Raw genomic sequence first — 15,976 nt, 5'->3', positions numbered from 1 at the left:
TTTTTTATGCCCGTTATTTACTAATCCAATCCGAGTTTTTCAGGGTAAAACGCCAGGGTAGTTTAGCATGTTCGCCGGCGTAATCTACTCCAATTCGTGTACTTGCCTCTATAGCTTGACTGTCTTGCTCAAGCCCACGGTCTTCAATCCAAATAGTATCTCCGCCTAAATCGGTTTTATCATAGTCAGTGGTGATGCCAAGTGCCTGAGACAATTTGCCCGGGCCATTTGTAATCACCGGAGCTGCTTTTTCCTTGTTTCGGCGTTCAAGCATCTTATCTATCCCTTCAACAGGTTGTAAAGACCGAACTAAAATGGCATCGGCCAGGCCTTCCTGATTAGTGACTATGTTGAAAAGATGATGAATACCATAACAAAGATATACGTAGGCGTGTCCGGGAGCTCCGTACATCGTCTCGGTGCGCTTTGTGCGTACTTCGGGATAGGCATGACATGCGCGATCAGTGCGCCCGTTATAGGCTTCTGTTTCAGTTATGATCCCCGAGGTTACAACGCCATCAAAATTTGTACATAGTACTTTGCCGATTAACTCACGGCTGATCTGTACCACATCGTCACGTTCATAAAAAGAGCGGGGCAATTTTTTTGGCATCAGGATATGGCAGTGTAGGGATTTTCTTCAAATGAAGGCTCTTTCTTGAGGAAAACATCTTTGTAGGCCCGGGCCATAATTGCGCTTATCACAAATAGCAGGGCCGTGTAAAAGGTCCAAATACCCAAAAGGATGAGAATAGTGTATCCCTGATAAAAGTACCGGTAGGTGGCAAAAGCGTATTCCAGATACATGCTTATACCAAATTTAGCTATCTCGAATAATACGGTATAGGTGAGTGCGGCCATGAGGGCAACTTTGGGCTTAATCCGGCGCTCACTTACAAAGCGGAATACCACATAAAGCACAAAAAAGGCTACAATAATAGGAAGGAGAAGATTCAGGAAATCGTAAATCCAGGGGAGTTCAATTACAATTTCGGTAAAAGGAATAGCTATTTGACTCAGGTTAAAGAGAGAAACAGTGGAAATAGCCAAGCTAAAAAAGATGAAGACGGTACCTATCAACGTAAAACCGAAAAAGTTATAAATCACATCGATGACGGGATGCTTACGTTCCTTGATATCAAAAACATCAAAAAGCACGTGCTTAAGGCTATGGAGCAATCCCTGAGTGAAAAAGATGAGTACAATAATACCAATAATCCCAAAAAGCTGGCGTGCGCCTACCAGGGGACGTAAAAAGGTTTCTATGGTGATAGCTCCCCTGAAAATATCGTTGGTCTGTGTTTCGTAGGTGAAGCTTGGGAAAAACTCACGCCCGTAACGTACAATTTCGTTGAAGGCTTCGTCTATAGAGAGTACGTACCCAATGATGGAAATTAATATCAGGATAAAGGGAATAGCACAGATAAATAAATTGAAGGTGATGGCAGAGGCATTAAAAAAAATGTCCTTCTTTCCAGCCAGCTTCAATACTCGCTTCCAGAATTCTTTGTGTTTTTGCACAATCAGGTTCGATTAATTATTGGCTAAACTTCGCAGGAACTGCAGATAATTCCAAACCAAGGTTAAGATAACATCTTTTCAGAATTTACGTGCCAATACGATCGTTTTTTTAAAAGTTACATTTTTACCTTCTGCACTGTTGTAAGCTTCAAATAAAATAATATAAATACCTACCCTGTTTTTCTTGCGATCATCAGTGAGCCCATCCCAGATCAGTGAGCCTTCAAAGCCCGCTTGTTGTCCATCAGCTAAGGTACAGACCAATCGCCCATACCGGTCAAAAATACGTACCCTCAAAAGATAATCCGGCTTTTCCAGGCTATAATTCATAAACAGGTGATCTTCAAAACCGTCCTCATCCGGAGAAAAGGGATTGGGGGTAAATGAAAGTCCTTGTGTTTCGGGAGTTGCCCCAGCTTGCTGAAAAATTGAATTCTGTGCACCAGGAGTGCCTCCTCTTACACTGGTACTTGAGCTCCAGTTTGACGAACTGTTGTCCGGGCTATCCGGATCTATGCGTTCCAGGGAGACTCCCTTTGTATCATACAAGTTGGGATTGTGCCAGCTTTCATCATAGAAAACGGAATCGATAATGGTTCCTGAACTATCTGCGATGTAAATGGCGTCATCGGTACTGGAAAGGCTGAGGCTTGAACGGTTAATCAGCATGAAGAAATGTTCATCCTCTCCTGAAAGCTCGAAGTACCGGGCCAGTTTACTGTCTAAGAATTGCCGGTTTTCCTCTTCAGCATACATTACAACATACCCCTTAGCCGGGATCCACCGATACTGAGTATTTTCTGGGAAGATAGAGCGTACCTCATCATTCTCATCGGGTTCATCATGCAAAAAAACACCTTCCAGGGAAATCGCATAATCTCTTGGGTTGTACAACTCAATGTATTCGGCTTGATCGGGAAGGTTGTCATCGGTATTGGCTATTGGGTCGAATAGAATCTCGTTGATGATGAGGTGGCCGGGTTCAACCTGTTGTGCAACTTCCATGGCAAGTTGGTTCACCTGATTACCGGCAAAATCAGAGATGTTGGTTATTGCCAACTGTAAGGCCTCCTGATCGGGAATGTCTACCCCTGAAATAACCGCAATGTTGGCATTATTTTGTTGATAGGATTCAAGCGAAGCAGTTTGGCCATTTAGAGTAAATACGGCATGATCAAGCTGAACAAACTCCGAAAATACCACAAAGATTTTCTGGTTAGGTTGAGAACGGGCGAATAAAACTTCAGGGGGACTTTCATCAAGCTGAAAAGCAGTATTTTGAATTCCTGCACTATGTCCGTTAGCAGAGTTGCTTAGCATCCAGTTGGCGGCGTCGTTAGAGGGGGAATCCGGGTGTTTTCGTTCCAGGGAAATACCCTGTTCTGCCGGGCCCCAAACATCATCAAGGTAGAATAAACTATCTATACGTACCCCTTCGGTTGTTTTCAAAGTGATGGCATCTCCGTCGTCATTCAAAGATGGAAAACCCGGAAGATGAATTCTGTTTTCGCCAGATTGAGCAAAGTTTTCATGATCCGTGAAAACCAGATACTCGTTGCTTCTTAGCTGAGTTCCAGAAGGGATCGTCGTGGAGGCGGTAGCATCCGAGATAGTCCAGCCACTGAGGTTAATGTTTTTACCGGAACGGTTATAAAGTTCCACAAACTCTTCAGAATCGGCCCGCTTTCTGCGGTAAAGGATTTCATTAATAATCAGGTCATATTCAACAGCTGGCGAGAACTGGGTAAATGTGAATGTTTCTACAGTCTCTTCCAGGGTATTACCAAAAATGTCCTGTTGGTTAGAAATAGTGAGTTGATAGCTTTGGCCGTCTTCAAAGGAGCCTTTAAAATTGATCACGAGCGTGTCTACTTTGTATTCGATGGCCTCCATTTCAAGCATTGGATCAAAAGTATAATTAGGGAAAAGAAAAGCCTGAACAGAATCAATTCGCTCGCTAAAGATCAGCTGAATCGAATTGCTGGAAAGGATTTGGCTGGATAATACAGTAGGTGGCTTGGTATCAGGTTCGATAGCATTAGCAGATCCAGGGGTGGCAAGAGACGCCGCCGGAGAATTGCCCCAATTCGCTTTGTAATTGGGACTATGAGCGATACTTCGACGTTCAAGGGAAACACTATTTCCACCCCAATCCGAGTAGTACGTCAGTGAATCTAAAAGCAATCCCTGCTGACCTCGGAGTACGATGGCATCAGTTGTGTTATTTAGGGAGGCAAAGCGACTTCCCAAAGCAAGTAACGACATATCTGGAAATTGTTCTAGTAAGCTACTGTCAGTTGCGAGAACTACGTAGCTTTTTGGAGCTAAGCCAAAATCAGTTTCGCTGATAATCCTGCGGGTTGATGATTGATCGTTATAGGTTAATCCCCGAAGATTGAGTGTGCTATCGGAGGCATTGTACAGTTCAATGAATTCCGTAGACCCATCCGGAGGATCATACATAAACTCAGTAATGAAAAGCATTCCGGCAGTAGGAGCGGTATAGTCAATAATCAACAGTGAATCGGTAATCATTGAGGCTACATTTCCAAAAATGTCCGTTTGATTGGTAATTTGAAGCTGGTACCAGGTGCCTTCTGGTCGACGGGGAAGCTCCGATCTAAAATTGATAAATACAGTGTCCGGAGGAAGCCACTCAATAGAGGTTATTCCGGGAATTTCGCTCGGAGGGATATCCGCAGTGAGTTGATAATTGTCAAAAGTCTCTGCTTCTCCGGGGAGCAAACGTTCATCAAATATGAGTCTAATTTGATCAGCATCAGTTGTGGAAATAGAAAGCAATTGTGGGGCTTTGGTATCCGGGGCGATCTGATTCTCTGTTCCGGGTGTGGCAAATTTAGTGGCAGGACTATCTCCCCAATTTTCACTGAAATTGGGATTATGTGCAGCACTTCTGCGCTCCAAAGACACTTCGTCTCCTCCCCATGCTGATAAATATGTTAGAGAATCAACAATCACTCCCATGCTGTTACGGATGGCAATGGCATCGGTACTGTTATTTAGGGAGGGGAAACGGTTGCCCATTACAATGGCCGGTAAGCCCGGGAATTGCTCTAGTAAAGCACTATCAGGCAGCAACAAGGCAAAGGATTGGGTGCGCAGAATGAAGCTGCTGTCGCTAATAACTTGGCGATTCCCCGTGTTATCATTCAAGGTCCAGTCTTGGAGATCAAAATTGAAACCGGACGTATTTCGGAGCTCAATGAATTCTGTGTAGGCTTCGGGAGGATCATTCATAAATTCATTAATCACAACTTCTGCAGAATCTGCTTCGGCGATATCTATGGCCAAAAAGCTTTTCATTAAGGCAGAAGCCCGGTTACCAAATACGTCAGCTTGGTTTTCAATACGCAGTTCATATTCAGTACCAACAGAAGCCTTTGGGAAGGGGTTTGAGTAAGAAAGCAGAACCGTATCGGGTGGGAAAAAAGTTATTCGATCAAGTGGGGGAGGAGTAAAATTACTGGCTGTGGTAAGTGAATAATTGGTTTTGTCCAAAGCTTCCGTTTCCTGAATACGTTCACTGAGTATCACCTCCAGGGATTGCTGATCAAGAACGTTGAGTGCTGTAATAGAGGGCGGAAACGGGTCAAGTTCAATTTCATTAGCTATTCCGGGTGTTGCACTTTCTGGTGCGGGAGAGTTGCCCCAGTTTTCTGCATAATTGCCCGATATGCTTGGTTCTCTTCGTTCCAAAGATGCTTCCCGGCCGCCCCAGCTTGAGAAATAGGTGATGGAGTCAATGACTGCGCTCTTAGCATTTCGTATTACAATGGCATCGGTGCTGTTGTTAAGGGCGGGAAAACGGCTACCCATATCAACGAGCGGTAGACTAGGATAGAGTTCGGTAAGAGTGCTGTCGGGTGCCAGGAGAATAAAACTATTTTTGGGGATGATTCGGCGGGAATCCGTAATGGTTCGGCGGTTCCCGGTATTGTCATTTAAGGTCCACCCCTGCAGATTGAAAGAGCTATCCGAATGGTTATACAACTCAATAAATTCGGAAAAGCCAGGCGGAGGATCGTATGCAAATTCATTAATTGCTACTTGTCCGGTTTCGGCTTCGAAAACATCAAAGTAGTTGAATGAAATTACTTCTTGTGTGGCATTGCCAAAAATATCGGTCAGGTTAGCGGCCTGCAGTTGCCAGCTACCAGAATATTCTTGTAACGGCTGGCTCAGGCTAATTTGAAGAGTATCGGGTGATAAAAACTGAACTGACGAAATGGAGGGCAATGGAGGCGGGTTTACGCCAGGCTCGGGTTGTTGACTAAGTTGGTAGTTATCCTCATTCTTAGCACTCATTACATCAACCCGCTCTGAGAGCTTAAGTAACAAGCGTTGGTTATCGGGAATGAGTAACTCAATGATTTCCGGAGGAGTTTCATCGGGAAAAACCTGATTCTCGAATCCCGGAGTACCAAAATTGACCGCAGGAGATTCACCCCAATTCTCTTTAAAAGTAGCTGAAACACTGGCACTGCGTCGCTCCAGCGCTACATTCGATCCACCCCAATCTGGTGTATAAGCCAGAGAATCTGCTATAACGCCTTCACTGTCATATAATCGTATTTGATCGGAGGTATTATTGAGAGCCGGAAGCGAGAGATCGATATAGGTAACTTCTCCAAAAAAGGAGCTTAATGCAGAGGTATCGGAACTGAGCACTACAAATCCATCGGGCAGTATTGGTTGATCTGTGGTAGAAATACTGGTTAAGGAATTGTTATCTCCGATAAGCCAGTCTTTTAGATTGATGTAGCGGGAAGATATATTTTTCAATTCGATATACTCGGCAGCACCATCCGGCGGATCTTTCATAAATTCATTGATAATGATATCGTCTGGTTGGGGTTCATTAAAAACTACGAAACTTACAGTGGTGTCAGCTAATGTCGTTTGGTTGGCGGCGTCTTCAATCCCGCTTATTTCAAGTTGATAGCTTCCTCCTTCAAAAGTGGATGGAAAGGAAAGTCGGGCTACGGATGCGGACGCTTCGGAAACCGAGCTGGGAGATGAGTTGCCGGGATTAACTGTGAAATTAGCGGAAGATGCCGTGCTGTGATTGATTGCACGCGAGAAAGTCACGTCAAGAGTGGACGGGTCAAAAAGGGCAACAGAAGAAATTGTGAGTGGTGGGATTTCAATCTTAAAATCAAAAGCAAAAAGATTGGCGCGGGTGGAGGTGTAGCTCGTGGTAAATCCAAGATGGGAAGCAGAGTTGTAGGTGTTGTCGGTACCGGAACCATTGGGTGTTAAGATGCCGGCATATCCTTCACCAACTTCCAAAGACCAGTCGCCTGAAGAATTGCGGGTTACCTTTACGAGAAAGTCGCCACCGGCGCTGATGTTGGTGATGCCAGTTATAATTTCTTCTGATTCAGCCCCTCCATCTACACGGAATAGACGAAATACATCATCACTGCCATTCTCTCCGCCCGTCAGTTTATAACCATTTAATGCACCAGAAAGATCGGGGCGATCACTCATTAGATAGATTTCCGTTTTATTGCTGGCGGAAGGCGCAAAGTCCATCCGGATGAAAAAATCCCAATAGCCTGTAACCTGGTCAGATGCGATACTTAAGGACGAACTTCCAGAACCGTCTGCATCCTGCTGGAGCAGCACGTTTCCATTTTCTTCGGTGAAGGTGAAATCGCCGGTATCCCCGAGCCAATCCGAAATATCTTTATCAGAAAACCCATCTTCAAAATTGGCACTTTGGGCGATTGCCATCCCCGGAATGGCAAATAGTATCAGTACCCAAAAAGCTCTCATACTTCAGAATAGTTTTATGGAGCCATTAAATCAACTGCTTTTTGCAGTCTGGCAGGAAGGAAAAAATCACAGATAAAAAAAGAGGGCAAAAGGATATTCCACCTTTTACCCCTGGAAGGACATTAAGAATGCGAATACTCGCACTCTCAAGGCAATGATTAGTTATCTATCTTTAGTTAGCTGTTTAGTTAGAGCGATGAGATGGGAAGTCCTTACAGATTTTTTGTACTTTTTTATAAGTTTTTCAATCACTCACTAACTTCTTAAAAATCAGGGACCAATATGAGGAGTCTTCCTTTTAGCATACAAAATTTGAACGGCGGATTTATGAAATTGGAAGGAATCCTGCGCGTGGAAGGAGAAGAACTGGTGTTCGAATACAAAAAAAAGGACGCCGTAGTGGAGGCGTATCAATCCGATTTGAGAACGGAAAGAGTACCTTTAAAAGAGCTGGATATGCTGGAATTTAAGAAAGGCTGGTTCAGCGGAAAGCTGATACTGCATGGTAAAAGTGCCAGGTCTTTTGGGGATTTACCCGGCGAGGATTTGACGGAACGCGTATTGAAAGTGAAGTGCAAACACCGGAACATCGCAGCGGATATCTCGTCGAACCTGAATCTGCAATTATCAGAACAAAAACTTAAAGAGCTGGATGACTAATTATGAGTATTCCCTATCACTATTCCATGTATGAAAGTTCTGATTTGGAGATGAAAGTCAAAGAGGTGAAGGGCGTCATTAGTGTGCAGGATGCCGAGCTGCTTTTTGAGTATAAAGTGTATGATATGTACGGTAACGGCATCAGTAATCTTTCAAAATTTGCTATCCAGTTAGATAACATCAAAAGAATACAATTCAAGAAAGGCTTCTTGTTTACCGGAGGAAAGCTCATTCTGGTGGCTAACCAGTGGGCTTTTTTCGAGCCTTTGCCGGGAAGTGACCAAGGAAAAATCACCCTAAAAATAAAAAGGCGCGACCGTAACGAGGCTATTCGTTTTTCGACCAGGATCAATCTCTACATGTCGCAACAGCGCCTGGATGATATGGAGGATGAGTAGAAAGAATTCAGAAATCAGGACTCAGAATTCTGAATAAAAAAAGGACGCAATAACTGCGCCCTTTTGAATTTTGAGACAAAGAAAGATTTTACCAGTAACCAGTTAGTTAACCTAAAAATCCTTTCTTCACCAGTAGTTCGGCGTTCAGGATAGCTCCGCCGGCGGCACCACGGATGGTGTTGTGCGCCATGGCAATGAAGCTAACGTCAAACACTTCGGCTTTTCTCATACGGCCAAGATGCAGTTGCATTCCGTTTTCCCAGTCGGCATGTAAGCGTGGCTGAGGATATTTTTCTTCCTCATGCAGCTTGTACAGGCTTTTTGGTGCAAATGGCAGTTCCAGATCAGCAATCGGGTTTTTCCAATTCTGATAGGCCGCTTTAAGCTCTTCCACATCAGCGGGAGGATTTTCCAGCTTGGCTGTAACCGAAATCATGTGTCCGTTGATGGAAGGCACACGTGTGGCTGTTGCCTGCACGGGAAATTCCGGTAATTCTAAATCGGTGCCATTCAGCGCACTCAGCAATTTGCGGGTCTCGGGGCCTACTTTAGGTTCTTCACCAGAAATATAAGGGACCACATTCCCGAGGATATCCAAACTGGCAACGCCGGGATAACCCGCACCAGAAACAGCCTGCATGGTGGTAAGAATCAATGCTTCGATTCCAAAGGCATCATACAGTGGTTTCAGGGAAAGCGACAAGGGAACTGCTACGCAGTTTGGATTGGTTACAATCCAGCCGCTGCCGTCTTTGCTGAAGCTTTGTGTTTTGATGAGTTCAATATGGTCCGGGTTGATTTCAGGAACCAATAGGGGAACCGTAGGGTCCTGACGGTAATTTTTGGCATTGGAAATTACCGGAAATCCGGCTTCGGCAAAAGCTTTTTCAATTTCACCGGCTACGGAAGAATCGAGCCCGGAGAATACAAAATCTACGCCTTCAAACTCAGCAGGATCGCAATTTTTAACCGTCTTTTCCTTGATGTAATCCGGCAACACTACGTCTTCAATCCAGTTGGCAGCCTGTTTATATTTTTTCCCTGCAGACCGTTCTGAAGCGCCCAGCGCTTCAATTTCAAACCAGGGATGTCCCTGAAGTAAGCGAATAAATTTTTGTCCAACGGCGCCTGTTGCGCCAAGAATTCCAACTTTCATGATTTATGAGTGAGTGTTTACTTAAAATTTAGTGAGCCTAAAAAATAAACATTTCGGCACGTTCATGTAGAATTTTTCTCAAGGAAATTTTTGATTGGTGAATAAGCTAAAAAATGATCCAATAAGATCTTTTGAAGTTGTACTTCAAAAGTAAAAGTCCGGCAAGGCTGTGCCTTGCATTCATATCAACTATGCCACGTTCCATCTTTACATCCGACTGAAGGCTAAGCCTTTAATTACTTGCGCTTTTCAAGTACAACTTGAAAAGATCTTGTATTTGCTGTTAAAATCATAAAGCCTTTCGCTCTAAACCCATCCTGACTTTATCCCGATTTCGGGGCTTCCCTAACGCCTCCGGTGGTTCGGAGCGCCAAGGAAGGAGACGTTTGTAAAACATTAAATTACTTTATCAGAAAATTACCATATCACCTAATCACCATATCAAAAAAGATTCTTCAATCCCAGCCATCAGTATTCTATCTTTGAGCCATGAAATTTTTCTACGGCAAATTTGAAAACAAATTCCCGCAGTGGTACGCCTGGCTGGTGCTGGCGCTTCTATTTTTCATTTATATCACCAGCTTTGTAGATCGCCAGATCGTAGCGGTTTTGGGGACGGCCATCCGGGATGACCTGGGTTTCACCAATACCCAAATCGGAGTATTATACGGACCTGCGTTCTCCCTCATCTACGCCATCTGCGGCATTTTTATGGGATGGTTCGCCGATCGCTTTTCCCGCAAGCGCATTATTCTTTCCGGATTGCTCATCTGGAGCCTGATGACAGTAGCCAGCGGTTTCGCCAGTTCTTTTGCCTTTTTGGTGACTGCGCGATTGTTTGTAGGAGTGAGCCAGTCTGCTTTAAGTCCCGCCGTGTATTCATTGCTGGCCGATTATTTTCACCCCGAAAAAAGGGCACGGGTGTTTTCGGTCTATGCTTCGGGGATTTTTATTGGGGTGGGATGTTCTTTTTTGATTGGCGGCTCCGTGGCCGAAGCCTACGACTGGCGCCAGGCTATGAAAACCGTAGGCTGGCCCGGTATTTTCTTGGCTATCATTGGGTTTTTATTGATCCGTGAACCTTCCCGAAAAAAGAAAGGGGAGGGAGTGCAGGCATTACGCTTTTTTGAAGTGCTGAAATTCATCCTGCGAAAACAAGCTGTTCAGTATCACTTGGCGGGATTTTCTTTGCTGGCCTTAAGTGGGTATACCATTCTGGCTTTTATCGGCACGGTGCTGAACGACACCTTTCAAACTCCCTCGCTCATTGCGCAATACGGCTGGTTTATGTTTTTAACCGGGTTGAGTGTCAATGCATCCGGCTGGCTGGCAGATAAACTGGCTACAAAATGGGGCCCAGAAAAACGATTTGTGATGGGTATGGTTGCCGCACTGGGCGGACTGCCCTTCTATTTTTTCGGGTTGATGGCTGAGTCGGCCCTGGTGGCATTTTTATTAGTGGGAACGGCCAATGTGATTTCTTCCTCCTATAACGGCGTGGCTGCGGCGCTCATCCAATATTTTGTGAAACCTGACATGCGCGGAATGGCCGGTGCCGTGTATCTATTTGTGATTAGCATTGTGGGTTTTGGAATTGGTCCACCCGCCACCGGCTGGATGATTGATCATGTTTTTACGGGCACATATGGTCCTTCCAAAGCACTGTTGCTTGTGTTTACGGTTTGCGGAGTGCTGGCTACGATTTGTTTTTGGAAGGCCATGCAGTATTACCAGCAAGATGCTATTGAGGAGTGATGTGCCTCGACTTGCTGAGCCGTATGTAATAAGAAGAGCAAAGAGTTTGAATTACGCTGTGTTACCCTAATACCACATACTCTGCTTTGATGCTGAAGCATCAAAGCGGTCTCCCTTCAAAGGGAGAATTCTTTTAAAAGAGAGCTAAAACATAAGCAAGTTTAGGTGTTAGAATTACATCCTAAATAACTAAGGAGAAGTCCCTCTTTGAAGAGGGACCGGAAATGAGCTTGCTCATTTGCAGGGGGATGTGAGATGTTCGAATAGGCATCTAAATAAAAACCCCGATGAGCAATCACCGGGGCTTCATATCGTCTTTCTACGTCGTTAAGCTTGCTTATTCTTTCTTGTCGGAACTGCTATCGCCCCCATTCATTTTCCGGAACGCTTCCAGGAAATCCATAGGCAGCGGGAGGAAGGCAAAGGTCGCGTTTTCCTCGCTGATTTCATTCATGGTTTGCAGAAAGCGCAGCTGTAAGGCAGCCGGTGCTGTTTCAATCATCTTGGCAGCATCCACTAACCGTTCGGCAGCCTGGAATTCACCTTCGGCATTAATCACTTTAGCACGACGATCACGCTCGGTTTCAGCCTGACGGGCCATAGCACGTTTCATATTTTCGGGAAGTACTACGTCACGAACCTCCACCGAAACTACCTTAATACCCCAGGGATCGGTTTGGGTATCAATGTTTTGCTGAATCTGTTTGTTAATTTTCTCACGGTTCGCCAGTAGTTCGTCCAGCTCCACCTGTCCAATAATGCTACGCAGTGTGGTTTGAGCCAGCATAGAGGTTGCGTGGATGTAGCGTTCTACCTGAATCACAGCGGCCTCGGCATCTACCACACGGAAAAAGGTGATGGCATCCACGTTTACGGTCACGTTGTCTTTGGTGATTACTTCCTGACGGTCTACGTTGATGGTAAGCACACGTAAGTCAACGCGTTCCACTTTATCAATAAACGGAATCAGTACTATCAGCCCGGGGCCTTTCACACTTTGAAATTTACCCAGCCTAAAGACTACGGCCCGTTCATATTCACGCAGAATTTTAAAAATTTGCGGGGCTAATAACACAAGAAATACTACCAGTGTTATAATCCAGGTAATGTAGCCTGAAAAGATTTCAGTTGACTCCATGGTCAATCTCCTTATTTGGTTTGTGAGGTTTAACAGTTACGGTGAGTCCTTCAAAACGGACAATCTCGCACCATTGGTTAGATTTAATTTTTTCGTCGCTTTCGGTAACGGCATTCCAGTATTCGCCGGAAATCATGATGCGCCCACCGTTTTGATCAATGGTATCCACCACTTTGGCTTTTTTGCCGATGAGCGATTCAAGACCGGTTCGGTGTTCAGTAAATTGTATTTTGATGCCCGAGGTGGCGATCCATCCAAAAAAGATAACGGTGAGAATAGTGGCTGGTACCAGCCAATACCATGAGAGCTGCATTTCGGCCGGGAACTCCTGGAACAGCATCAGAGCTCCCAGGAAAAAGGAGACGGCTCCACCGGTTATCAAGATCCCAAAAGTGGGCGTAAAAGCTTCAATCACAAACAGTACAATAGCCAGGCCAATGAGCACAAAGCCTGCTACGTTGATGGGCATGGAAGCTGAACCGTACAACAATAAAATCAGTGCTATAACACCGGCCACACCGGGTACGATAGCGCCGGGATTGGTCACCTCGCCCACGATGCCATAAATGGCCACCATGGTTAGAATCAGCATAATTTCCGGGCGCATGATGAAGCTGAAAAACTTCTCTGCAAAGCTTTCTTCCAGTCGCTCAATACTGGCTTGAGCCGTCTGAAGCGGCTCGCCTTCTACTTCCATCCCATCCATTTGAACTAACAGTTCGTCCAAATCCCGGGAAATAAAATCAATCACATTGAGCTCCAGCGCTTCTGTTTCGGTGATGGCTTCTCCGTCGCGTACGGCCGAGCGTGCCCATTCGGCATTCCGATCTCGTTCCTTGGCGATATTTTCGATGAAGCTTTCGGAGTAGTTAAAAATCTTTTTCTGCATCACCGTATCCTGCTGTCCGCCGCCCATCGACACCGGTGAAGCTGCTCCAATGGTGGTAGTAGGTGCCATTGCTGCAATATGTCCGGCCAGAGTGATGAAAGTACCGGCGCTTCCGGCATTTCCACCGGAGGGGGTTACATATACGGCTATGGGCATTTCAGAAGCAAGCATCAGTTGCACAATGTCCTGGGTGGAAGTGAGTAAACCTCCGGGCGTATCCATTTCAATAATCAGTGCCTCGGCATTTCGCTCAATAGAGGTTTCCAATCCCCGCCGGATATAATTAGTAGTTGTTGGACCAATAGCACCTTCTACCGAAATTACCGTCACTGAATTCCCAGATGCTGTGTCAGTAGAATCAACCTGTAAAGCACTTCCAAAGCTGGAGGTAGAAACCAACAGGGCCCCGATTAAAAATAGCGATAGCGATATGTTTTGTATCCATTTCATCGTCATACTATCAAAATTAATCCCAGATAGAAAAGGTTCCCCTTCATAGTAAACAATCGGAGGGAATTTTAAAAAGAAATGGAGCCTTATTCGTACATCCCTTAGCCTTATAAAACAGTAGCCAGTGCCCGAATCACCATGGCTTTACCGTTATGGAATTTTCCTTCGCTGAGGTCAATTTCGGTTTCTTCTAATTGGTGGATTTTGGTTCCACTCAACAAGTTGCGAAGTCGTTCTTCGGTATAAAGCACACGCTTATCTTTGGGGCCGCCGGAATCCCGCCCCAGTTGATTCACTGAGTACACTTCAACGATGATATGTCCGCCTGTTTTGAGGCTTCGAATAACGTTTTGATACACATCACTGATGATAGAGCGGGGCAGATGTACATAGATGAAAGCGGCAGCATCAAAACGGTTCACCCCAAAATCATGCTCAGCCAAATTCCCCAGTTCGTAGTTGATATCGGTGTTAAACTCTTTGGCCAGTTGCAGGGCTTTTTGTCGGGCGGAGGTGCTGTAATCAACAGCCGTAACCTCCCAGCCATTTTTAGCTGCGTATACGGCATTACGTCCTTCGCCATCTGCCGGAAGCAGGAGCTTGCCCGGTGAAAGTTTGTCAATCTCCTGACGGAAGAAATCGTTGGGAGCTTTGCCATATACAAAGTCCTTGTCGGCAAAGCGATCATTCCAAAAATCTTGCATAACGGAGCTCATTGGTTGTAAGTGCAGATTAAATGGCCGTTTTGAGGACCAATATATCTAATTAACGATTGATAGTGAACTTGTTATGATAGTGCGAAGCTATCTAAGAATGGATCATCACATGAGCTGTTCTGGTTCGCTTCCGTTTAGTGATTTACGTACCTTCAGAACCAGAAATTTTCAGTCTAAAAAAGCTTTTTATGCAGTCCAAGAAATTCTCCGTTATCGGCTTTGGAAGAATAGGCCGCCGTCACTCCAAGATCATTCATGAATACGCCCATTCGGAGTTGGTTTCCATCACCGATATTGATCCGGAGAGTTTGGAAAAGGCAGACGAGCTGGGGATAGAAGCAACTTCATACAACGACATTGAAGAGTTTTTGGAGAAGGATAACAACCAAAGTGATGTGGTTTGCATCTGTACACCCAATGGCTGGCACACCGAATATGCTATCAAAGTGTTAAATGCCGGCTACCATGTGGTGATTGAAAAACCCATGGGCATTACCAAAGAAGCCTGTTTGGATGTAATAAGCGCACAGGAATCATCCGGGAAAAGAGTATTTGTGGTAAAACAAAACCGATACAGTCCGCCATCGGTCTGGATGAAACAGGTGATTGATGAAGGTCTGATCGGTGACGTATTAATGGTACAAGTAAACTGTTACTGGAACCGCGATGATCGATATTACGGCGGAACTACCTGGCGAGGCACCAAAGATATGGACGGCGGAGCCTTATATACTCAATTCAGTCATTTTATTGACATTATGTTTTGGGTGTTTGGGGATGTGAAGCAACCCAAATCTATCGTGAAAAACTTCACCCATCCAGACCTCAAAGATTTCGACGATTCCGGTTTTGCGCAGTTCGAATTTGTTAAAGGCGGCATTGGAAGTATCAATTACTCTACTTCTTGCTGGGATACCAATATGGAAAGCAGTATCACCGTGGTGGGCACCAAAGGGAGCTTCAAAGTAGGCGGGCAATACATGAATGAAATTGAGTACTGCCACATCGAAGACTACGAGATGCCCGAGCTGGAGCCGACGAATCCGCCCAACGACTATGGCCCCTTTAAAGGCAGTGCAGCCAATCATCATTATGTGATCGAAAACGTGGTGGAAACTTTAAACGGGTTGAGTGAAGCGACTGCAAATGCATACGAAGGAATGAAAGTAGTGAGTATCATTGAGCGGATTTATGAGGCGGCTTCCAGTGAAAAGTGATATGGTGATGTATACTTTATTCCTTTATTAATCCTCGTTCCTACGCTCTGCGTTGGAACGAAATGTTGCTTTATTGAGCACCATATAGCCATAGTTTGATTGATTTGTCCAAAAATGGTAATGTATTCATCTAAATGCGTTTCTGTATTTTTTCAAGATTAAAAAGTAGAGTTATTTATAAAATAACCATCGAGTCCTCTTTCCCTAGATGCATGAGGTATTAATTAGCAAAGTGGTAGCTACATATTGATTTGTTGGAGTTGTTCATTACTTTTGG

The 15,976-nt window shown here is 44.9% G+C and carries 11 protein-coding genes; 4 read left to right on the top strand and 7 right to left on the bottom strand.

Features of this window, described 5'->3' with window-relative positions:
- Positions 1–13: 13 nt before the first annotated feature.
- From FN815_RS16310 to FN815_RS16300, 3 genes are all read right to left on the bottom strand, one after another.
- A complete protein-coding gene (locus FN815_RS16310; protein WP_142455730.1) occupies positions 14–613 on the bottom strand; it encodes a DNA-3-methyladenine glycosylase in 600 nt (199 codons plus the stop codon).
- Positions 613–1,521, bottom strand: coding sequence for a YihY/virulence factor BrkB family protein (locus FN815_RS16305; protein ID WP_142455729.1), 909 nt, complete (start codon positions 1,519–1,521; stop codon positions 613–615). The genes FN815_RS16310 and FN815_RS16305 overlap by 1 nt, the downstream gene beginning before the upstream one ends.
- Before the next feature lie 78 nt (positions 1,522–1,599).
- Positions 1,600–7,320: a lamin tail domain-containing protein gene (locus tag FN815_RS16300; RefSeq protein WP_142455728.1), complete on the bottom strand. Its 5,721-nt coding sequence runs from the start codon at positions 7,318–7,320 to the stop codon at positions 1,600–1,602.
- A 327-nt stretch (positions 7,321–7,647) separates the two neighbouring features.
- Between FN815_RS16300 and FN815_RS16295 the strand changes: the two genes are divergently transcribed.
- A complete protein-coding gene (locus FN815_RS16295) occupies positions 7,648–7,980 on the top strand; it encodes a hypothetical protein (RefSeq protein WP_246075334.1) in 333 nt (110 codons plus the stop codon).
- Between the two features lie 2 nt (positions 7,981–7,982).
- Positions 7,983–8,378 (top strand): hypothetical protein, encoded by a 396-nt coding sequence (locus FN815_RS16290; RefSeq protein ID WP_142455726.1) that lies wholly within the window; start codon positions 7,983–7,985, stop codon positions 8,376–8,378.
- 106 nt (positions 8,379–8,484) lie between these two features.
- On the opposite strand, the gene asd is transcribed toward FN815_RS16290, so the two are convergent.
- Entirely contained in the window at positions 8,485–9,534 is a 1,050-nt protein-coding gene (gene asd / locus FN815_RS16285) for an aspartate-semialdehyde dehydrogenase (protein ID WP_142455725.1), read from the bottom strand.
- Positions 9,535–10,023: 489 nt separating this feature from the next.
- Here asd and FN815_RS16280 point away from each other — a divergent pair, with 489 nt between their 5' ends.
- Positions 10,024–11,289 carry a spinster family MFS transporter gene (locus FN815_RS16280; protein WP_142455724.1) on the top strand — a complete coding sequence of 422 codons (1,266 nt, stop codon included), beginning with the start codon at positions 10,024–10,026 and terminating at the stop codon, positions 11,287–11,289.
- A 337-nt stretch (positions 11,290–11,626) separates the two neighbouring features.
- On the opposite strand, the gene FN815_RS16275 is transcribed toward FN815_RS16280, so the two are convergent.
- From FN815_RS16275 to FN815_RS16265, 3 genes are all read right to left on the bottom strand, one after another.
- Complete coding sequence (locus FN815_RS16275; protein WP_142455723.1) at positions 11,627–12,427, bottom strand: slipin family protein; 801 nt, start codon at positions 12,425–12,427, stop codon at positions 11,627–11,629.
- Positions 12,414–13,766, bottom strand: a complete 1,353-nt coding sequence (locus tag FN815_RS16270; protein WP_142455722.1) for an NfeD family protein — start codon at positions 13,764–13,766, stop codon at positions 12,414–12,416. Before FN815_RS16270 ends, FN815_RS16275 begins: the two co-directional genes overlap by 14 nt.
- Before the next feature lie 107 nt (positions 13,767–13,873).
- Positions 13,874–14,470, bottom strand: a complete 597-nt coding sequence (locus FN815_RS16265) for a class I SAM-dependent methyltransferase (protein ID WP_142455721.1) — start codon at positions 14,468–14,470, stop codon at positions 13,874–13,876.
- 200 nt (positions 14,471–14,670) lie between these two features.
- Between FN815_RS16265 and FN815_RS16260 the strand changes: the two genes are divergently transcribed.
- Entirely contained in the window at positions 14,671–15,699 is a 1,029-nt protein-coding gene (locus FN815_RS16260; protein WP_142455720.1) for a Gfo/Idh/MocA family protein, read from the top strand.
- Positions 15,700–15,976 lie beyond the last annotated feature (277 nt).

It is taken from the genome of Gracilimonas mengyeensis, from assembly GCF_900182705.1.
GTDB classification, from domain to species: Bacteria; Bacteroidota; Rhodothermia; order Balneolales; family Balneolaceae; genus Gracilimonas; species Gracilimonas mengyeensis.
Note: the sequence above shows the minus strand (reverse complement) of the source record. Positions and strands in the feature narration are given on the sequence as shown.